This is a genomic window from Nitrospira defluvii, assembly GCF_905220995.1.
Lineage (GTDB): Bacteria > Nitrospirota > Nitrospiria > Nitrospirales > Nitrospiraceae > Nitrospira_A > Nitrospira_A defluvii_C.
Map to the genome: position 1 here is coordinate 319,250 of NZ_CAJNBJ010000002.1, position 20,324 is coordinate 339,573.

The following is a 20,324-nucleotide window of genomic DNA, read 5'->3' on the forward strand; positions in this document are numbered from 1 at the left end:
GAGCGGGGAAGCGCGTACCTGCAGCACAGTGCCTTGCAACGCGAGGCGAGGAACGACTATTCACGCGAGTCTAGTGAAGGGGGCCGGCCTTGTCAAGTTGTGCGCTCGGACAGAAACCGGGTCGGTTCTCCGGAACGAATCTGCTCGTCCGCAGCATCGACATGAGGAGGGTTGAGTATCGCTACCGTGAGGAGGCTTCCTGTGTGAACGCTTGCGACAACAGGGCGACGTCGGACGGATAGGTCAGTCGCCGCAACGCAGCCTCGCGTTCAACCCACTCCACCTCCTCGACCTCCCCGTCCGGCACACCGGTGCGCTCCACCGGAGTCATCTTGAACCACACGACCGTCTTGCGGAATCGTCGCCCCTCGCGCTGGAACCAATATTCCGTCGTAGAGAGATCGGCCTCGATCCGACAACACCACCCGGTTTCTTCCATGACCTCGCGCACCGCCGCCTGCGCCGGAGTTTCTCCGGCGTCCAGCCGCCCTTTGGGGAAGGACCAGACCGGCCGACCTTTGATATCGGACACCCGGATCAACAGGACATCCTGTTGCCGCAACACGACCCCCCCCGCCGATCGCACCCACCCAGCTTCAGGCATCTCAGCTCCTTCACACCTTTAGACTATCGCACAACCACACACTCAGGCTTGATACGGAATACCCATAAACCACGCCAAGAGCCGATCCTGCGCGCGATCAGGCAGAATCCGCTTCAGTAAGGCCCTGAACCGTGCGTCCGTACCGACCAGGTACCGTGTCCGCGGGCGCGAGGCCGTCAACGCGCGAGCAACAGTGCGAGCCACCGCATCCGCCGGGATCGCTCGTGCGGCTGCACCGGCCATCACCTCCTGCATACGACCCAGCGGCTGCGCATACAGCGCAAGCGACTCCGGCGCGACCTCGCCGAGCATGCGCGTCGCCGACATCGTGGCCCGCTGCCAGATCTGAGACTGAATGGCACCGGGTTCAACGAGCGAGACCGCGATGCCCCAGGGCGCCAATTCCAACCGCAAGGCATCACTCATTGCTTCCAGGGCAAATTTTGATCCACAGTAAGCGCCGAGAAACGGCGTCGCCGCCAGTCCAGCAATCGAACTGATATTGACGATTCGCCCGCGCGCAAGTCGCAATGATGGAAGGAGTACCTGCGTGACGGCAAGCGCGCCAATGACATTGACCTCGAACTGCGTGCGCACTTCCGCGAGGGGCAAGAGTTCCAGCGGCCCGGCGACTGAAATTCCGGCGTTGTTGACCAGCGCCGCCAGGCCGGATCCGGCGGTCTCTTCGGCAATGGCGCGCCCCGCTTCAGCGATGGACATCGGATCGGTGACATCCAGCATCACGACACGGAGACGCGGAGAGGCCGCACGAGCCAACGCATCCCCGTCCGCCTTGCGACGCACACCCGCCCAGACTGTGAATCCTAACTGATCGAGATGCCTCGCGCAGGCCGCGCCGATTCCTGACGACGCACCAGTGATGACGACCGCTCCCCTCACTCACGGACCTCCTTCACGTCATACAACGCCATCCATACGGCCGCCAGCGACTGCAGGGACGGCATCCACAGCTCGACCGCTCGATGCACCAGATTAGCATGCGCGCGGGGCACGAGGCATCAGACACTCCGCCAGATCATCCCTTCATGCAATTCAGTAGGTGATTTCCGGAGCGAAAAAAAAGAGTTCAATGTTTTCACTTCCTTGCTTGGTTCATCTCGTGGATGGCGCCTACGCCGTCGCGCACACCTCACAGACCGGATCGGGCGGATTTGACATTCGAGTATCCTCATCTAGACTTGATTCATGCGCACGCACACCACATTTTCCAGAAGCGGCACATGGCCACACACCTTGACCTTCGTGATGGTCTCGTTGGTCGGTTGCCTGCTGTTCATCCCTCCTCCGGCCCTTGCCAATCGCACCCTCGTCGTACCGATCTCCGTCGCCACTTACACGGACGCTCAATCGGGATTCCCAACATTCGTCATGAAATGGGACGAAGGTCGTCAACCGGATCCGCTGACGTTGAAATGGGGACGCAGTCAGGTTCCGGTCAGAGGCGCCGGGATGAAATCCATTCAGCACGCATTCCAGTTTGCCGTGGAACGCCTTACGCCCTCGCTCCACCCGACCGGTACTCTCTCTCTCTCTGCGACCTTCTCAGGACCACTGAGCGCCGAGGGCTCAACAGCCGAGGCCGCCCTGGCGATCGGATTTCTGGCTTTGCTGAAAGGCGATCACCTGAAACAGGACATTACGATAACAGGAACCTTGGAAGATGATGGCCGGATCGGAGAGGTGAGTCAGGTAGCTGAAAAAACCACGGCGGCGGCGCGAGCGGGGTATCACGTGCTGTTGGTGCCTCGAGGCCAGTTCTACGCGCCTCGCGTCAACAGAGTGAGCCTGACGCTGGAATCACACGTCCTGGTGCGCGAAGTAGACACGATCGAAGAAGCCTACGAAATCATGACCGGCAAAAAACTCTAGCCCACGCCCTCCGCTCCGCAACCACCCACCAGCGGTCCGTGACCTCCACCGACCTGTGCGATTGAAGCAGCCCGGCTGATGCGTGTGTTCCGATCGTTACATCCAGTTATTGATCAGCAAGAACGCCGACCAGAAACTGGGATGGCTGGTCCCACGCTGGGAAAGAATTTTTTGCTGGGCCCGCTGCAGAGCGATCGCCTTCGATACCGTCGGATCCTGCAGCTGCCGATAAAACTCCTTGACAAGTTCCGGGACCACCTGCTCCTCCGCCACCCATAAACTCGCCAGCGCACTGCGCGCACCGGTTTTGACGGCGATTCCCGAAAGACCGAGTGCCGCGCGATCGTCCCCGACAGCTGTCTCACAGGCACTGAGGGTGAGCAATTCGAGCGGTTGATTCCGCTCCTGTAGGAGACCCACCATCTGCGCCAACCGGTCCATGGAAATCTTCTCATCGTAGGCGAGCAAGAAAGACTTCTCCGCATTGTTTCCCACCTCAGTGTGTGAGGCGACATGCACGATTCCCCCGCCTGAATTCCGGATTTCCTGTTCGAGCGATGGGGTGGAGAACTGATTGTTTAACAGGGAGGTGCCCCCGTAAAGCGCATTCACAGCATGCACCTCTTCTCCTCGGCCAGGTTTCGCAGGAAATCCCAGAACTGAGTCCGTCACACCCAGCGAGAGCGCGCTCCCCCTGGTTCGCTGGAGAGGCCCCGAGTCGGTCAATTCCATCGCCGGACTCACGGCAACGGCATACTTGTTGACGACAAACTCCCGCCCATCGTGCAACGCCGCGATCGGAATGGTCCGGAGCGGCCCCTCAGGAATCATGACCAGCGTGGTAATGCCCGATGCGGCGAAGTCCTGTTGCAGCGGAGCGATCAACCAACCATACAGTGCCTGTGCCGACGGGAGAAAGTTTTCAGATCGGCGATCCTGCACCAGGCGTCGAAAGTTCCTCACTTCGTTGGTCAGAACATCGGCATGGACAGGAACCCCGTACTGCTTCAAACCGGCAGACGTCTCCACCAACAGTTCCAGTCGATCCGGGAGGGAGACGGGATAGACGACTGCCGTACCAGCCGGCAGCATGCCTGTACCCCGATGAGTCTTGGCCGTGGCCACGCAGTCATCCTGGAAATAGTCTTGCAACTCCGCCGCATGAGCCGTTTCAACCGTATCACGAACCTGTACGAGAAGCTGTTGCTTGCCCTCTGGGGACGCGACGGTCGATGCACGCCGCAACAAGGCGTCTTCATATTCAACGAACAGCGGCGCGACGGATTCGTTGAACGAGTGGTGCCGACCTTGATACCCCACAGAAAACTCGTGCCCGATCGGTTTCAAATTGACCACAGCCCGCTGATAGGCGGCCAAGGCCTCCTCTTCCTGCCCCGCGGCCCGAAGCAAACGAGCAGTCTGCCACTGCCACTGATACAGCGCTTCGGGCGCATTGAGCCGTTGAGCCGCCAGCGAGGCTTTCCGCGAATAGGCTAACGCTTCTTCCGGGAGTCGCTCCCGTTCTCGCAACGCGCCAAGGTACCCCCATGCATAGGACTGCCCCCGCGTATCTCCCACGCGCGTCGCCACCTCCCCTGCCGCAACAAATGCTTCGGAAGATTGGCGGAGGAGATTTCCCCCGACTTGAGCGCTCGCTCCGGTTTCACGTGATCGGGCATTTCCGGCTTCTTGTTTCATACCCGACAGCGGTCCGGATACCAGCGCCGCATGCAGATCCTGATAGCCCAACCCGATAGTCAGCAATCCCGATGCTTTGATAGGACTATCCTGGAGCGACTGCGTCTCGGCCAATGCTCGATCAAACTGGCGTTGCGCATCGGCCGACTGCTGATTTTGGAGCAGGGCCATTGCGCCGTTGATGTGCGCCGTAGCCGACAGCTCTGGCTGCTTCGTGTCGACGGCCAGGCTCCGGCTCTCCTCATAGACGTCAATGGCTTCTGCAAATTGGCCTCGTGCAGCAAGCGCGTTGCCCAGATCATTGAGGACCGTCGCAACCAGGGCAGGTTTTGTTTCTTCGCGGGCAAGGCCCAGGGCTTTCGTGAGGTGCTCGGTGGCCAGCTCATATTTTCCCATGAGCTGGGAGGTAGTGCCCAACTGAGCCAGGATGGTAGCCGTCAACAGGCGATCGCCGGTTTGCTCAGACAGTTTCAGTGCGGCCTGCAACGTCCGCTGGGCACGGCGAATTTGACCCTCGCTCTGCAGTGCGTGTGCCATATTGATCAACGCCTGGCACTGCGCCTTCACATGTCCACCCTCTTCATACTTGAGGGCCGCATTCATCCAGTGCACTGCCGCTTGGGCAAACGCTCCCTCGTGATACCGGGCTGTGCCGTATTTCATCTCCTGATCTGCGGAGCGAGCCCCGACATTGTCTAGTCCATTAGGCGACGACTGCGCAAACACGGGCACTCCGCCCTCGCCCATGCCGAACAGCAGGACGGCACTCACCCCCACCCCGATGAGGCAAGCACGAACTGTGGCAGGCCGGGCGGCTTTGCGAGCAATGCCGGAGTGCTCTACGACTGGAATGACCGATTCGTCCGGATGGAGCATGACGCCCTCCTGTGAACTTAACATCCCTCACCTACTTCGTGCAGAAGGTTCATCCGCTGAGGCACCAGGCCTGCTGCCTGAAGGGCGGATGTCTGTCCGGCGGACACTGCTGCAACGTCTTCCAGTACGACCGGGCTCGCCAGGAATGCGCCAGGCGGTGTCGGCGTGACGTCTCTGCCGGCCTGCACGAAACTGCTGCGCGAACCGTCTTTCCTGGCCGCGCAGCGATTCGTCACAAGAGTAACCGGGGCTGCCGGCTGCTGCTGCGGAAGCACCGTTGCCGCTCGATTGACTACCGCGACGGGATCAACCGGATTTGCAAGAGCCACCGGAGAAGCCACGAGTGAACTGGCGACAGGAAGCGGGGAAAGACCACCCGTGCCTTGGCCGGTCACTTCGATTTGCGTCACCCGCTGAGTGAGCGGGTTTGTTGAGGTCACCACTTGTGCCCCAGACGGCACCGTGATCGTAGCCGGTAGCAGATCCACAGAAGCAGGGATCACACCACCGGCAATCGTCTGCAGCACGGTTCCGGAGGCAGCCTGTATCTCACCCCCCTGCGTCACACGCAGGAAAGGGTTGGCCACTCCAGGTTCCACACTGACATTGCCGCCAGTCCCAGCGTTGCTCCCCAGGACGATCCGGTGAGCGGAGATGCGCGACCCGTTGATCTGAATCGTCCCGCCGACGAGGCCGATCACCGCATTGGATTGAAGCACGGTCCCGGGCGAAAGCACCACGGGGCCGTAGGGGGACGGGCCGAGGAAACCGAAAGAGGCCGGTGCCGCAACCGATAAGGTGTTGTCAAAAGCGAATTGGTTCGCCGAGAACACCCGCTGGTCGCTGAAAAGGATGGCATTGGCCGTGCCAAAATAGGCGGACCCGGTCACGTTGAGCTTCGCAGACGGACCGAAAATCACCCCGGATGGATTGATGAAAAACAGATTCCAGTTCAGGGCCTGGATGGTCCCGTTGATGTTGGAGGGTGAGCCGCCGATGACCCGACTGATCACATTGCTGGCGCCGCCGGGATTGACAAACGACGCGACGTCGCCGGCCCCCACTGAAAACTGGTTAAAGCTGTGAAACACGTTGGGGCCGTTTCCCGGTCTGGTGCCGCCCGTGATACTCGTCACGTTCCCTGAGGTGTTCACAGACGTGCCCAAGCCACCGGTACCGACCGCTCCCGGAGTGGCGACGATATTCGTCGACTGCGCGTGGAGCAGTTCGATCGAAGTGGCGAACGCGATGAGCGCCGCGAGAGGAACTGCTATCCGGGTGACTCGCCTGCCGGTCTCAAACCTCATCGTGATCCTCCTTCAGCGAATCCAGTAAATAGTCTGCTCTCTTACTCTAATTTGTCCGCGAAGTTCAAGGCACGAGAAAGTATGTACGGATGTCACCTAGAGCCTTTCGGCTCCGACCATCTACCCCGAGACCATGCCGATTCCTAAAACGCTTCGACTACCAATTGGAGATGGACTCCGTGATCCTGGAGATTGCCGCGCTCCGTATCGAACTTCCGCAGCTGTTTTCCCCAATAAATCTCGAAATGACTGCCACGCCAAAAATTCCAGATGGCTCCGATACCGACACTGGCCAATGTCTGAGGAGGCGAATTCGGCGTCGCCACAGTGCTCTGCCAGCCATGACCAAAGTCAAAGAATGGGGCGAGAAATACCGAATCGACACCGGCCTTCGTGGTGTAGACCGGAACGCGGGCCTCAATCGATCCCATCGCCGCATTATCTCGAATCAAAGTGAATTCCCGGTAACCGCGCACGCTGTACCGTCCACCGACCGCCATCTGTTCGAGCGGAAACAGGTGATCGTTGGATAACTGCACGACACCGCGTCCGACCAATTGCGTTCGCATCCACGGTAACTGACGGATGACTTGGGCTTGTCCCAACCAGGAAAAGAACCGGGCATCGGGCAGGTTCTTATCACCGTTCGCCGTGGCCCCGAACGCCCCGACGCCCACGGAAAAGCGGGAGGAGGCTGAAAATACCTGATTCGCCGAACGTTGTGCGTATTCCTGCCCGAAGCGGAGGGCCGTTACACGGAACTTGCCCCCGGGGGATCCTGCTACTAATTCAGTCGGCACTCCGGAGACCGAACTTTCGTTCCGCTCATGTTCTCCGGTGAAGGAGACGGCAAACTCCCGGTCAAGCTTTCGATACACAGGGTGACGGACCGAGACGCCGAAGATCTGCGCTTTGTTCTTGATATCCAACGCCTCGAACGGATCTTCTGTCACGGCAAAATCAAACCGCCGATATTGCACGGCGACGGTCGTATCATGGGCGTTTACCGGCACTTCATACCGGAAGTTCAACATAGGATTGACGCCGGCAGAACGCCCGTACTGCAGACTCAGCGTGTCCCCGAATCCCAGCAGATTCCGATGAGCGAGGGTGACAAAACCCTGCTCGGCGCCCACATTGGGCGACTGATAGTTATTGAACTCCAGCCACGCCTTGAACGGATTCGCTTCTTTGACTCTTGCATTGAGCGTACTCTCACCCCTCACCACCCCCGGCAGCAGTTCCGCATTCAACCGTTCGATGCGGGGATTGGCCTGGAGAAGTTGCAGCCGCTCTTCGAGTTCGGTGACATTCAAGGGGGGGCCGGCCGCCAGATTGATCCGGCTCTGGAAATAGGAAGGACGAAACCACTTGGTGTCCTCGATGTGGATTTCCGCGAGTTTCCCTTCCATGATTTGCATGGTGAGGGTGCCGTCGGCGACATCCTGCTCCGGAATCACGGCGCCTGACGTGACGTACCCGTGATTGATGTAGTGATAGGTCAACGCGAGCCGCAACGCCTCCAGATCTTCAGCGGTGAGCTCGCGATTGGTGTACGGAGCGGTGACCTCGGCTAACTGCTGAGAAGTGAAGGCGGTATTCCCGACCAAGCGGATCTCCCTCACCATGATTTTCGGTCCAGTGACGGCCTGTTCGAGAGTGCCTGGTGGACGCGGTGACGGAACCTCCAATGCGGGCGGCTGAACCGGAGGAGGCGCCGTAGGGAGTTGGGGCGGCTTCGGAGGCAAGGGGATGAGCTGCGACTGAGCCGGTCCGCCCCAGCCGAACAAGAGCACCAGGGCCACGAGACTTCCACCGAGTGTCAGGGGCCACACCTTGGTCGCCTGTGCGCCCCCATTTCGCACGGGCCGAGAGCCCCCTATCCCGTCCAAATCCCGCTCCACGTCGTTGCTCACTGACTCTTGCCCCCCGCTGTCTCTGACACACGCCATCAAGGCCTCCCCTCTTTCTTGATGACAGGGCGGACACCGGGCATTCCCGTGTCCGCAACGCTGTTGTACTGTGATGTGACGATACGCTCGACAGCCGGCCTCACAGCCACCTGGCGGCCGTGGCGTCGATCGAGGTCCCGGTCACCGATGAGCCGCTCTCTTCGTACGTATCTCTTCGGATCACCAGAGCCGGTGTGATGGTGCTTATAACATGTCTCGAAACAAAATACTTCTCCGGCCGGAAGTTTTTTCGTTCGATGGGAACGCTGGCTCAGGTTGGCACAGCGGAACGGGTGGGATGTTGGGTCCTGCTGCTACTGCGGCAGCGTGACCACGCCTGCACCGTGGAACTGAGTTACGGCCGATGACTCCTCTTCAAAACGCGCCGTGAAGTGCCGCAACTGAGGTGCCCCATAGGTCATGACCAGTCCCCTGATGGCATCGCGGTGCTGGAAGAGGTCGACGACTGATTCCGCGACATACGCCAGATGCGAATTCGTATAGACACGGCGCGGGATGGCCAGCCGGACCAGTTCCAGTTCGGGATAGGCGGCCTCCTCCGCCGGTGAATCACGCGTCCCGAACATCACGGATCCAATCTCCACGCCTCGAATGCCATACTCACGATAGAGAGCCACGGCCAGCGCCTGCGCCGGGAACCGGTGTTGCTGGAGATGCGGCAGAAATTCCCTGGCATTGATGTACACCGCATGTCCCCCGATGGGCTTGAGAATCGGCACACCGCCACGTGCGAGCAATTCCCCCAGATATCGCACCTGACTGATTCGGAACCGCAGATAGTCCTCATCCAGCACTTCTTCCAGACCTCTGGCCAGGGCTTCCAAATCACGTCCGGCAAGACCGCCATAGGTCGGAAACCCCTCGACCAGGATCAGGTGATTGGTGATCGCCCGGGCCCACCGCTCATCATTGACACTCAGAAATCCACCGATGTTGACCAACCCGTCTTTTTTCGCCGACATGAGGCAGCCGTCACCCAGACTGAACAGCGACCGGGCAATCTCCCGTACCGGCACATCGGCATAGCCGGGTTCCCGTTCCTTGATGAAGAAGCAATTTTCCGCAAACCGGCAGGCATCGAAGAACAGGGGGATGCCGTAGCGCTTCAGCAACCGGCTGGTCGCGCGAATATTCGCGATCGAGACAGGCTGCCCACCGCCGCTGTTGTTGGTGATGGTGATCAATACGAGCGGAACCCGATCGGGCCCGACTCGTTCGATGATCGCTTCCAGGCGGTCCACATCCATGTTGCCTTTGAACGGCAGCTCGCAATGCGGATCGTAGGCCTCCTTGATCACGAGATCGAGCGCCTCGGCGTCCCGATGTTCGATGTTGGCCCGCGTGGTGTCGAAGTGCATATTGTTGGGCACGCACATGCCGGGCTTGACGACGGCCGCAAACAGCACATGCTCCGCCGCCCGCCCCTGATGCGTGGGCACCACATAGCGATACCCGCACAGCGAGCGCACCGCCGCCTCGAAGTGATAAAAATTCTTGCTGCCGGCGTAGGATTCGTCGCCGAGCATCAGCCCGGCCCATTGGGAATCACTCATTGCGGAGGTGCCGCTATCCGTCAACAGGTCGATCGCCACACTCTCCGCAGGAAGCTGGAAGAGATTGAAGCCGGCCTCGTGGAGCAATCGGCATCGCTCCTCGCGGGAGGTGAATGTGATCGGCTCGACGACCTTGATTCTATACGGCTCGTATGGGCAGTTCACGGATCGACCTCTTGAAGTAGGCCAACTGCTCGTGAAATGGACCGGGGCCCTGGTAGTCGAACACGTAGCGGGTCATGTCGAAGAGCGGCGCCGGATCGAGTTCCCTGATCATCTCCGGCTTCCAAGAAATCTGCAGGCGATTGATCATCGTAATCGGTGTGGGGGTCCCGACCATGCCCAGCGGAACGGTTCCGTAGGTTTGAGAAAAGATCAACACCTCGCGATCGAACATCGCGGTGTTCATATCCTCGGCCGCGCCGTATTTTCTAAAATCTTCCTCCAATCGCTGGAACGTCGGCGAATGAACCAGGGCCTCGCGAAACGCATAGAAAATCTTGATCCCTGCGCGCCGCTGATCATCCATGACCTGGATGGCATCGGCGACCGTCGCCTCATCCTTCATTTGCGACTGCGTCAGGATGAGCAGGCGGCGAATCCGCACATGCCGTCGCGCCGCCGCCTGGTTGGCCAGCAGATAGTTGGGATAGAGGGCCTCACCCTTTTTCCAGATATTCCATCGTTCCATCATCGCATCGACCGAACGCTCGGCCGTCTCCATCAACCGAACCGCCTCGGCGTTCGCAGCCGCGCCTTCATACGTGAGGGTTTGCGCCTCCAATTGCTTGAGTTCCCGCCCGATGGCTTCGACCTTCTTCGGCAAGTAACGCGGATGTTTGGGAACGTGTAACATCACGTCCACCGCAGTCAGGGCCAGGGTCCAGTATTCCTTGGCCTGCTTGGGCGCCTTGTCCTTTTGCGCGATCAGCAGGAGTTCCACCGGATTCCGGTCGAGCAACTTGGCTATCTTGATGCAGAGTTCCGGCTTGGGAATTTTCAGCCCGCGCCGCATCAGGTTCGCTTCCGGTTGAGCAATGCCCAATTTTTTCGCGAGGGCATAGTCGCTGCTGAGGCCATACCGTTCCTTGACCACGTCGAAATACCGGGCAATCTCCATCAGCGCCCCCTCACCAACATCGTCATCACCCTCCGGCACGGTCGAACCGACCTCATGTAGAACAGTCCCCAGCATAGCCGTCCGGCCCCGGGCTCACTCGGAGAGAGAGGCGCCCACCAACCGTTCCGCTCCACTTGCCACACCGGACTCGGTCGCCTGACCACGAATGATGCCCTCCTCCAACCAATCCAGCCGGCCGGACACAATGGCTTTGGCCACCGGATACAGATAGGTATCGTCATCCCACCCCGACGTCCGCCAGGACAGCAGCGGCGAGGGATCAAATTCCCCTTTCACCTTTGAGCAGAAATACGTTACCAGACTCTGGATATGAGGCTGATCTCGAAGCTGCTCGCGCGACTTGTACCACAGCAACGTTTCGACGGCAAAGAGATGCATCGCCGCTTTGACCAGGCGATTCGTCAGAAGTTGCTTCCGCGCCAAGCCCTGCCGATCGCGTATCGCAACCCAAAGGGTCGTCTGCGCGAGTTCGCGACTCTTTCGCGCCACAAACGGCTCCCACACGCGATCGAATGTGCCGACTGTCCCGCCGTGCTTCTCGAAGGCGGACAGGGCATGAACCGACCTGGCCGCAGTCTTCATGAAAAAGGGCGCCGCCCGCAACATCTCGGCAACCTGGTAGTCGAGAAACGCCTGGCCATGCGTCAAAAACTCCGCCAGCCCCTCCCGCCCGATCCAGAGCGTCAAGATCCCGTTGGTTCCTTCCCAAATCACATTAATGAGCGCGTCGCGGATCATCCGCTCAACCGGCACCGGCACATCTCCATGGAGCCGGAGCGAGTCCGGCGTCTCAAATGCACGCCCGCCATAGATGCGAAACAAGTCCAGCAACGACTCCAGCAGCCATTCCGTCGCGAGAATTTTTGCGGCCGCAGACTCCAGCCGCACATCTTGCTTGCTATCGGCCCAGATACCAGTGATCTTCACGATGGCTTCCAGCGCCAACACCCGCGAGGCCATCAAGACCAGCTTGGCACCGATGTCCGTATGTTCACCGATCGGACGGTCATACTGCACACGCTCTTGCGCTCGCTGTCGAGCGAACCATAAACATTGTTTGAGATTGCCCAAGCAGGCGGCAGGCAGCGTGAGCCGCCCCACCGTCAGACTTTCCAGGGCTCGTCGTAGGCCGTCGCCCTCTTCGCCCAACCGGTCCGCCACCGGCACGAACACCTCGCGCAGATGCACCTGTCCATTGTAGATGCCCCGCACGCCCATAAAGCTGAGCCGCGTACAATGGCATCCCTGCGACTGCGTATTGACGAGAAACGCCCCGAACTTTCGTGCTTCTTTGGGGCGATGCACCTCGTCAGCCGCGTCCACGATTTGCGCAATGACCACGAGCAGTGAGGCCAGGAAAGCATGATTCCCCCGCGGGGCATTCGTCGTATACAACTTATCGCCGGTCAGCCGGTAGCCGACCAACTCACCGCCTTCATGGATGGGAATCGCATAGGTGTGCAGATCCCAGATATCGCACCCCGCCGCCTTTTCGGTCAGCGCAAATCCCGAAATCGTGCCTTTCGCCAAACGAGGCAACCATCGCGTTTGTTGCTCCTGATTCCCCACCAACTTGACAGGTTCGGCCGCCCCGATCGAGTTGTGGGCCGAGAGAAGGACGGTGGTCGCCGCATCATGGCTGCCCAGCAGGGTCGCCACCGCGTGGTACTCCGACTGAGAAAGCCCGAGCCCGCCGTAGCGGCAGGGGATCTTGATCCCGAACGCACCGATCCCCCTCAACGCGGCAAACACGTCCTCGCCGATGGCCCCCTCCCTGTCAATCGCTTCCGGATTCACCCGCTCGATCAGCACACGCCTGAGCCGATCGAGAAAGACGTTCGCAGCCTCGCTGGTCGCAGGAATCGCAATGTCGGCAAATAGGTGTCGGCGGACCTTTCCCTCGAACAGACCTGAAATGAACCCTGAATAGGCGCGGGTATCGCGCGCAGCTTCGGCAGCCGCGAGCGAACCGTTGAAGAGAGGCCCCCTGGTCGCCATCGGTGCCCTCCGTTGCTTCTACTACTTCGCCTTCCGCCAGGCCACTCCGACCCCGCCGACGCGGGCCGGTGCCGCGACGGACTGAGGCGCGCGCGGGACGACCACGGTCCCCGCCGGATCAAGCCCGGCAAGCCGTCCTCGAGCCCGTTCCTCGAATTTCATACGTGACAGGGCCACACCATGACGGGCGAACTGCGCCGACAACTCTTCGAATCGGTCCCTGGCCATCATCGTCACCGACATGTATCCGGCCCGGAGAAGATGGATACGGTCGCGGTAGCTCAGAAAACTCCGCTCGAACAACAGCGCATCCTCTTCCACCGGCGAGATGACCAGAACTTCTTTGTCCGGATAGTCATGCTGGAAACGTTCTAACGCGTGGGAAAAACGGGCATCGAAGTTGATCCTGGACGCCTGCTCGCCGATGGACAGAAACCCCCGCTCCCGCACTCGCCTCTCGGCTGTCCCGCCGGGCAACGACCGGCGCTGGGGTGCCCGTGCCATGGGATTGATCATGATCATGAAATCCACGTGCTTGTGAACGGCGATCTCAAAAAACGCCATGCGGCCGATCCCTGCATCGATATAATCGCGACCTTGGATCCGCACGGGACAAAAGTAGATGGGCACCGCGGAAGAGGCGGTGACGGCACGGGAGATGGGAACCTCCCGCCAGCCCTCGTCACCGAACATCACCCCCTCGCCGGTTTCGAGATCGATGGCCGGGATATAGAGTTCCTTTGCGAGTCCGGCGAAGGTGTCGCTCAGTTTTCTCGCCCTGAAGATCGCCGAGAGATAGGCAGCGAACGGCTCCAAGGTATAGATGCCGCTGGGGAGCGCATCCTGCGCCTTATCAAGAAGATCGATGAGCGTCATCTCGCGATAGTGCCGCACATAGAGTTTGAGCAGGGGAATCAACTGGCGGGTAACGCGCCAGACGGTCTTGAGCCCTTCTCCGATGGCGGGCGAGAAGACGTTGCGATGATCGAAATAGTAGGGCCTGGTTCCGGACAGATTCGTCTCCAAAATCTCACCCGGGGTGACACCATTGGCGATCAGAGACGCCGCCGCGGCTCCGGCACTGACACCGACGTACAGATCAAGGTCATTCATACTGGTGCCGTCCTCGACCAAGTCATCGAGGGCGGTCAACGCGCCGATCTCGAAGAGGTAGCCCGTGAAGCCTCCTCCGCCTAAAGCCAACGCCCGCTTGCCGCGCGCCGGTGCCATGTCGTCCCTTTCATGTCATCGACTGCCTGATCGTCACCGGTGCTCAGCGGTCGACGAAATGCGGTTGACGTTTCTCCAAAAAGGCGGCCACGCCTTCCCTCTTATCCTCCGTCTCACAGAGCCCGCCGAACAGGCGCGCCTCCAACGCCAGGCCCTCCTGTAACGTCAACTCATGGCCGCCACGTATCGCTCGCAGCGAGGCGCGTAGTGCCGCCAGGCCCTTGGAGGCCATGTTGCGTGCCATGCCTTGAGCGTGACGCAGGAGATCTTCCGGCGGGAGGACATGAGACACGAGCCCGAGCGACTTGGCCTCCTGTGCGGAGATCGGATCCCCCGTCAAGATCAACTCTCTCGCCTTCGATTGACCGACGATTCTCGGAAGCCGCTGGGTGCCCCCAAAACCTGGCATGATGCCCAAGTTGATTTCCGGCTGGCCCAACCGGCTGCCTTCAGCCGCGAGGCGAATGTGGCAACACATGGCGAGTTCCAGACCTCCCCCGAGGCAGACACCATTGATCGCCGCGATGACCGGCTTCTCCAACGCTTCGATACGGTTCAAGATGGCCTGTCCTTGCTGCGCTATCGCTTCGCCTTCCTGCGCCGAGGCAATCGACGCCAACAGGCGAATGTCTGCCCCCGCGATAAAGAACCGGCCCGTCCCGGTCAATACCACCGCTTTGACGGCATCATCCTCCGCACAGTGACCGAAGGCCCTGCTCAGCTCGGTGAGCAGGTCGGGCGTGAGCGCGTTCGCCGGAGGACGATTGATCACCAGCGTGGCCACCGCCCCGTCCACGCTGCACGAGAGCATCGAGTCGGTTGTTGTAGTCATACGAACCTCGCATGATTCAATGGTTGGCTCACCTGCTCGTGGATCGACGGGAGACAGTGCCCATGTCCAGGGCGGCTCGTTGACCGACGATCCGGCATGGGCACGTCAGTATTGGAAAAAGCCCCTCCCGGCCGGCTGCCCGGTAAAACCGGCATCCACCATTCGTCGCAACATCGGCGCGGGCCAGAACCGGATTCCCAGGCTTTGCATGAACTCGTCCAGCTGCCGAAGGACCTGATCGATTCCCAGCTGGTCGGCAAGGTGCAGTGGCCCTCCCTTGTCATTCGGAAATCCCGTTCCCGCCACGACCGCGAGATCGATATCACGCGCCGACGCCACACCTTCCTGCAGCGCGATGACCGCCTCGTTCACCATGGCCAACAGAGGCCGTGCCCTCGTCCAGTCGCGCCGATGCCATCCACTGAGCTGCCGAAACTGCTGCACGAGGTCTTCAAGGCGTTGAGTACCGGCTTGCTCGTCTCCGCTCCCATACTCGTAAAAGCCATGTCCCGCTTTGACGCCTGTTCGTCCCGCCTTGACCAACGCCTCCAGCAACGGCGCCGGTGCCATCCGCGGCCCATACGATCGGTGGAGAATCCTCGCGACCTCCAGCGCAATATCCAACCCGACACTATCCAAGAGGGCAAAGGGACCAACAGGCATGCCGAAGGACACCATATCCTGATCGATGTCTTTGATAGAGAGGCCGCTGTCTTGAAGGCACCAGACAGCCTCATTCAAATAAGGTGAGAGCAGTCGATTGACGAGGAACCCCGCACACTCCTTCACGATCACCGGCGTCTTCCGGAGACTTTCCGCAAAACCGACCACGTCATCGACCGTGTGCGGATCGGTCGCCAGTCCGGGGATGACTTCGACCAGCGGCATCGCATAGGCCGGATTGAAGAAATGCAATCCGATCACCTGACCGGGCCGCCCGGTTCGAGCCCCCAGCGCTGAGATGGAGAGTGCGGAGGTGTTGCTCGCCAGGATGGCGCTTCGCGGACAGAGTCGATCGAGCTCCTGGAATACCTGCTGTTTCAGCGTCAGATCCTCCGGCACGGCCTCGATCACCAGATCGACATCCTTGAGGTCTTCGAGGTTCGTCGACGCGCCGACCAGCAACATTTTTTCTTCCAGTTGTTCGGGCGTCATCTTGCCCTTGTCCACGCGGGCCTGGTAGATCCTGCGCACCGCCGCAACCCCTTGCCTGGCCAGATCGTCCTGTCTATCCGCCACCACCACCGGCAGACCGGCGTAGCTCACGACTTCCGCGATTTGCGCACCCATGGTGCCCGCCCCTACGACACCGACTTTATAGATGTACATGGCGTCACCACACGTTTCGGATGGATACCATCGTCGTTCCTACGGCTCACTCACGACTGATCGCTCACCACTCTTTCTCAGACCTGCTCCAGCACCATCGCCGCCCCCTGCCCGCCTCCGACGCACATGGCCACTGCACCGAGCGCAGCGCCTCGCCGCTGCATTTCATAGAGCAGCGCGAGCACCAGACGCGTCCCGGTCATACCGACCGGGTGTCCCAGCGCAATGGCTCCGCCGTTCACATTGACGCGGTCGCGCTTGAGCCCCAAGACTTGCTCCACCGCAAGGTATTGTGCGGCAAAGGCTTCATTCACTTCGATCAACTCCAGGTCCGTGAGACTCAAACCGGCACGTGTGAGGGCTAACGGCAACGCCTCCGCCGGACCGATACCCATGCGGGTAGGATCCACGCCGACGAACGCGTAACTTCTGAGGCGTCCGAGCGGCCGACAGTTCAGCTCGCGCGCACGTGCGGCAGACATGACCATCGCCGCCGCCGCGCCGTCGTTCAGCGGGCAACTGTTGCCCGCCGTGACGGTGCCGCCTTCCTTGAACAGCGGCGGATAGAGCGCGAGTTGCTGTTCGGTCAACCCGACATTCGGCCCTTCATCCTGCGTCAGCGCGACCGGCGCCACGTCCCGCCCGCCCACTGATTTGGGGATGCTGACCGGAAACAGCTCGTCCTTCAATCGCCCCTCCCGAATGGCTTTGAACGCACGGCGATGGCTGTCCACGGCAAACCGATCCTGTTCCTCACGGCTGATGCCGAATTCTTCCGCCAGATTCTCCGCCGTCAGCCCCATCAACTGACCACAAAAGGCATCGGTCAATCCTTCCCAAATGCTGTCGATGAATTCCGCGTGGCGCAGTCGTTTCCCCCATCGCATGTCCCGCGAAACAAACGGGGCGCGGCTCATGCTTTCGACCCCGCCGACGATCTGCACATCCGCATCCTCACTCTGGATATTTTGGTATGCGTTGACGAACGGTTGGAGGCCGGAGGAACAGTTGCGCTGCACCGAATAGGCGGGCGTTCGTACGGGAATGCCTGCCAGAAGAGCGATGACACGCGCGACGTTGTAGGCATCGCTCGTATGTCCGACGGAACCGATGATTACTTCATCGATGATTCGAGGATCGACCTGGGCGCGTGCGATCACCTCTCGCACGGCCAACTCTCCCATCCTCTGGGGCGTGACATCCTTCAGCGCGCCGCCGAAGTTGCCGATAGGAGTTCGCGCACCGGCCGTGACCACTACCTGCTTCACAGAGCCTCCTTCCAGCCCGTCACATCGCCTTCCGTGACGGCGAAGCATCCACGACAGGCGCCCCCGACTCATCACGTAGCGCTCTTCGCAGCACCTTGCCGATGATGGTCCGCGGCAATTCGGTGCGGAATTCGATCACCGCCGGAACCTTGAACCGCGCCAGCGACTTGCGACAATGCTCGATCAGGTCCCGTTCGGTCACACATGCTCCTTGGGCGGGCACGACAAACGCCTTGACCGCTTCCCCGTAATGACGATCAGGAATACCGACGACTGCGGCTTCATGCACGGCGGGATGCTGGAACAGAATGTCTTCCACCTCTCGCGGGTAGACCGTCTCACCCCACGGTTTGATCACATCCTTCTTGCGATCCATGAAAAAGAAAAATCCCTGCTCGTCACGCCTGACGATGTCCCCGGTATAGAGCCACCCCTCCCGTAACACGGCCTGCGTCTCCGCCTCTTTATTCCAATAACCCCGCATCACCTGCGGCCCGCGAACGATGAGTTCCCCGGCCTCGCCAATCGGCACGTCTCTGCGCCCGGTCTCCAGATCCACGATCCGCGCATCCGTGTCCGGAAACGGCAGCCCCATCGAGCCGCGGGGATGCGTGCCCTGAATCGGGTTGCAGTGAGTCGTGGGACCCGCTTCGGTCAACCCGTACCCTTCTGAAATGGTCACCCCGCTTAACCGTTCAAATTCCTGTTGCACTTCGGCCGGGAGCGGGCTGGCTCCGCAGAGACAGACACGAATCGAACGCAAGTCGTGCCGCCGCGCCTTGGCCACATCGGTGATCATGGAGAACATCATCGGGACACCGGACATGATGGTGACACGATGTTTCTGGATGGCCTTCACGACCTCGCCGGCGTGAAAACGCGGGAGCAACACGATGTGAGAACCCGTCGCCACGGCAAGATTCTGGCACGTGCTTAATCCATAACAATGAAACAGCGGCACCGCGCCAAGAAACACTTCCTGGCCCTCACGGAAATTCGAACACCACATGCGGCCCTGTAGCGCGCTGACCAGCACGTTTCGATGCGTGAGCATCACGCCTTTGGGCGAGCCGGTCGTGCCGCCGGTGTATTGAATCTGTGCCAGCGAGTCGGGCTCCAACAAGGGCAAGGGCGAGTCACCCACGTCCATTCCCGGGAATGCCGCATCGAGGAGCTCGAGAAAGCCATAGACCGGCGGACTCTTCTCCACCACGATCCAGCGTTTCGCCCACCAGGCCTTGATCGGATACAATAGTCGTTTTGCGGTCGGCAGAAAATCCCGCAGGCTGGTGACAATGATCCGTTTCGGCAGGCCTGCGCGCTCGCGGACGGCCTGGATTCGTGGATACAACAGATCCAAGGCGACGATCGTCTCACTCCCTGCGTCCATCAACTGACTCTGAATTTCGCGCTCGACAGAGAGCGGATTCATCGGCGCAACGACGGCCCCGGCTTTCAACACACCGTAGTAGGCAATGACCGCCTGCGGGATATTCGGCAGCATGAGTGCCACGCGATCACCCGCCCGCACGCCAAGCCGGCGCAGACCGAAGGCACAGCGGGTCGTGAGCTCGTTCAGCTCTCGGAAGGAAAGGGTCGTCCCGTAGAAGGAGAGCGCAGGAGAATCGGGGAAGCGTGAGGCAGAGCGTCGGAGCAAATCCGGAACGGTCCATTCCGGATAGTCGGCAGTGGCAGGAACACCCGGATCATACCGGCTGATCCACGACCGCGGCATGGACGCCTCCATCCCTGGCCGGGCGACGAGATTATCCGCGCCACTCGCTGGGGAGCTGTGGCACCGGCCTGGCCCATCCCTGCATGGCACCAGCCGGTTCCCGGTCCAACCCCATCCAAAATCCTTGGAGATAATCGAGCACCGCGTTCATCCCGAGGCGAAACTCACGCTTCTCCAGATCCGTCATGCCAGCCTGCGAGACGGATCCCGTGCCGTCGACCGCCTCCATGGCCTGCGCCATAGCTTTTTCGTGCTCAGACTCGAGTTGCCGGTGAAACGTAAAGTAGGTCATATCCATGTGAGGGTATCGGGTGGTCCGTATGATCGAGAGGCCTGGAATCAGCTGATCCCACATCGTAATGGCCATGTTCTCCAGACCAAACGATGCGCCCAATGCCGTCGCATGGTTTCGGCTGCCGTACAGGCCTTCCATGCCATCGATGTACGCACGCGTGGAGGCGCGCATCGGGGTCATCATCGCGTCGTGAATGGAAATGCCGATGGAGCATAGAAACCGCCGGTACAACAATTCATGTCGATTCTTGACCAGCCCATCGCCGAGTTCCGAATAGAGAACCCTGGTCAATTCATCAGCAACAGCCTCATCCTCTGTGTTGACCAACTGGGCGGCCAGGATGCGAGGAAAAAATCGCGCGAAGCTGTAGAACTGCACGGCGAATTCATGAAACTCTTCATCACTCACGTCGCCGGCCCGAAAGCGTGTCAGAAATGAATTGTGGATCGCACCGTGCCGAAGCACCTCAGCACGAACGTCGTCGTAAAACGGCATGGCGCACCTCCCCACCTGCAAGAGGATTGTGTTTCCGCCATCGATACGATTAATACGTTCTCCATATCATTCCCTCTTTCCACTCGCTCTCTGCATCAGC

General features: G+C 60.3%; 15 protein-coding genes. 1 reads left to right on the forward strand and 14 read right to left on the reverse strand.

Annotation, left to right across the window (positions count from 1 at the left end; all coding sequences use genetic code 11):
- Positions 1 to 181 precede the first annotated feature (181 nt).
- On the reverse strand, positions 182 to 604 hold the full coding sequence (locus KJA79_RS08810) for an NUDIX hydrolase (protein ID WP_213041668.1): 423 nt from the start codon (positions 602 to 604) through the stop codon (positions 182 to 184).
- Between the two features lie 42 nt (positions 605 to 646).
- Positions 647 to 1,504 (reverse strand): SDR family oxidoreductase, encoded by an 858-nt coding sequence (locus tag KJA79_RS08815; RefSeq protein WP_213041669.1) that lies wholly within the window; start codon positions 1,502 to 1,504, stop codon positions 647 to 649.
- A 306-nt stretch (positions 1,505 to 1,810) separates the two neighbouring features.
- Here KJA79_RS08815 and KJA79_RS08820 point away from each other — a divergent pair, with 306 nt between their 5' ends.
- Positions 1,811 to 2,494 carry a S16 family serine protease gene (locus tag KJA79_RS08820; protein WP_213041670.1) on the forward strand — a complete coding sequence of 228 codons (684 nt, stop codon included), beginning with the start codon at positions 1,811 to 1,813 and terminating at the stop codon, positions 2,492 to 2,494.
- Positions 2,495 to 2,590: 96 nt separating this feature from the next.
- Here the strand turns inward: KJA79_RS08820 and KJA79_RS08825 are convergent, their stop codons facing one another.
- The 12 genes from KJA79_RS08825 to KJA79_RS08880 form a co-directional block, all read right to left on the reverse strand.
- Positions 2,591 to 5,068 (reverse strand): CHAT domain-containing protein, encoded by a 2,478-nt coding sequence (locus tag KJA79_RS08825; RefSeq protein ID WP_246507522.1) that lies wholly within the window; start codon positions 5,066 to 5,068, stop codon positions 2,591 to 2,593.
- A 17-nt stretch (positions 5,069 to 5,085) separates the two neighbouring features.
- On the reverse strand, positions 5,086 to 6,375 hold the full coding sequence (locus tag KJA79_RS08830; protein WP_213041671.1) for a two-partner secretion domain-containing protein: 1,290 nt from the start codon (positions 6,373 to 6,375) through the stop codon (positions 5,086 to 5,088).
- A 143-nt stretch (positions 6,376 to 6,518) separates the two neighbouring features.
- Positions 6,519 to 8,327, reverse strand: coding sequence for a ShlB/FhaC/HecB family hemolysin secretion/activation protein (locus KJA79_RS08835; RefSeq protein ID WP_246507524.1), 1,809 nt, complete (start codon positions 8,325 to 8,327; stop codon positions 6,519 to 6,521).
- Positions 8,328 to 8,641: 314 nt separating this feature from the next.
- On the reverse strand, positions 8,642 to 10,066 hold the full coding sequence (locus KJA79_RS08840; protein ID WP_213041672.1) for a tryptophanase: 1,425 nt from the start codon (positions 10,064 to 10,066) through the stop codon (positions 8,642 to 8,644).
- The gene (locus KJA79_RS08845) at positions 10,041 to 11,096 is read right to left on the reverse strand and encodes a helix-turn-helix domain-containing protein (protein WP_213041673.1); all 1,056 of its coding nucleotides are present in this window, start codon (positions 11,094 to 11,096) and stop codon (positions 10,041 to 10,043) included. The genes KJA79_RS08840 and KJA79_RS08845 overlap by 26 nt, the downstream gene beginning before the upstream one ends.
- 18 nt (positions 11,097 to 11,114) lie before the next feature.
- Complete coding sequence (locus KJA79_RS08850) at positions 11,115 to 13,040, reverse strand: acyl-CoA dehydrogenase family protein (RefSeq protein ID WP_213041674.1); 1,926 nt, start codon at positions 13,038 to 13,040, stop codon at positions 11,115 to 11,117.
- A 21-nt stretch (positions 13,041 to 13,061) separates the two neighbouring features.
- The gene (locus tag KJA79_RS08855) at positions 13,062 to 14,270 is read right to left on the reverse strand and encodes a patatin-like phospholipase family protein (protein ID WP_213041675.1); all 1,209 of its coding nucleotides are present in this window, start codon (positions 14,268 to 14,270) and stop codon (positions 13,062 to 13,064) included.
- A 43-nt stretch (positions 14,271 to 14,313) separates the two neighbouring features.
- Complete coding sequence (locus KJA79_RS08860) at positions 14,314 to 15,102, reverse strand: enoyl-CoA hydratase (protein ID WP_213041676.1); 789 nt, start codon at positions 15,100 to 15,102, stop codon at positions 14,314 to 14,316.
- Between the two features lie 105 nt (positions 15,103 to 15,207).
- Positions 15,208 to 16,431: a 3-hydroxyacyl-CoA dehydrogenase gene (locus tag KJA79_RS08865; protein WP_213041677.1), complete on the reverse strand. Its 1,224-nt coding sequence runs from the start codon at positions 16,429 to 16,431 to the stop codon at positions 15,208 to 15,210.
- A gap of 77 nt (positions 16,432 to 16,508) precedes the next feature.
- Positions 16,509 to 17,699 (reverse strand): thiolase family protein, encoded by a 1,191-nt coding sequence (locus KJA79_RS08870; protein ID WP_213041678.1) that lies wholly within the window; start codon positions 17,697 to 17,699, stop codon positions 16,509 to 16,511.
- A 19-nt stretch (positions 17,700 to 17,718) separates the two neighbouring features.
- On the reverse strand, positions 17,719 to 19,434 hold the full coding sequence (locus KJA79_RS08875; RefSeq protein WP_213041679.1) for a long-chain-fatty-acid--CoA ligase: 1,716 nt from the start codon (positions 19,432 to 19,434) through the stop codon (positions 17,719 to 17,721).
- A gap of 31 nt (positions 19,435 to 19,465) precedes the next feature.
- The gene (locus KJA79_RS08880; protein WP_213041680.1) at positions 19,466 to 20,224 is read right to left on the reverse strand and encodes an iron-containing redox enzyme family protein; all 759 of its coding nucleotides are present in this window, start codon (positions 20,222 to 20,224) and stop codon (positions 19,466 to 19,468) included.
- Positions 20,225 to 20,324 lie beyond the last annotated feature (100 nt).

Coding starts and splice junctions, on each gene's coding strand:
- KJA79_RS08820 (WP_213041670.1), top strand. CDS start 1,811: ATGCGCACGCACACCACATTTTCCAGAAGCGGCACATGGCCACACACC.
- KJA79_RS08860 (WP_213041676.1), bottom strand. CDS start 15,102: ATGACTACAACAACCGACTCGATGCTCTCGTGCAGCGTGGACGGGGCG.
- KJA79_RS08825 (WP_246507522.1), bottom strand. CDS start 5,068: ATGCTCCATCCGGACGAATCGGTCATTCCAGTCGTAGAGCACTCCGGC.
- KJA79_RS08810 (WP_213041668.1), bottom strand. CDS start 604: ATGCCTGAAGCTGGGTGGGTGCGATCGGCGGGGGGGGTCGTGTTGCGG.
- KJA79_RS08865 (WP_213041677.1), bottom strand. CDS start 16,431: ATGTACATCTATAAAGTCGGTGTCGTAGGGGCGGGCACCATGGGTGCG.
- KJA79_RS08875 (WP_213041679.1), bottom strand. CDS start 19,434: ATGCCGCGGTCGTGGATCAGCCGGTATGATCCGGGTGTTCCTGCCACT.
- KJA79_RS08830 (WP_213041671.1), bottom strand. CDS start 6,375: ATGAGGTTTGAGACCGGCAGGCGAGTCACCCGGATAGCAGTTCCTCTC.
- KJA79_RS08880 (WP_213041680.1), bottom strand. CDS start 20,224: ATGCCGTTTTACGACGACGTTCGTGCTGAGGTGCTTCGGCACGGTGCG.
- KJA79_RS08855 (WP_213041675.1), bottom strand. CDS start 14,270: ATGGCACCGGCGCGCGGCAAGCGGGCGTTGGCTTTAGGCGGAGGAGGC.
- KJA79_RS08850 (WP_213041674.1), bottom strand. CDS start 13,040: ATGGCGACCAGGGGGCCTCTCTTCAACGGTTCGCTCGCGGCTGCCGAA.
- KJA79_RS08835 (WP_246507524.1), bottom strand. CDS start 8,327: ATGGCGTGTGTCAGAGACAGCGGGGGGCAAGAGTCAGTGAGCAACGAC.
- KJA79_RS08845 (WP_213041673.1), bottom strand. CDS start 11,096: ATGCTGGGGACTGTTCTACATGAGGTCGGTTCGACCGTGCCGGAGGGT.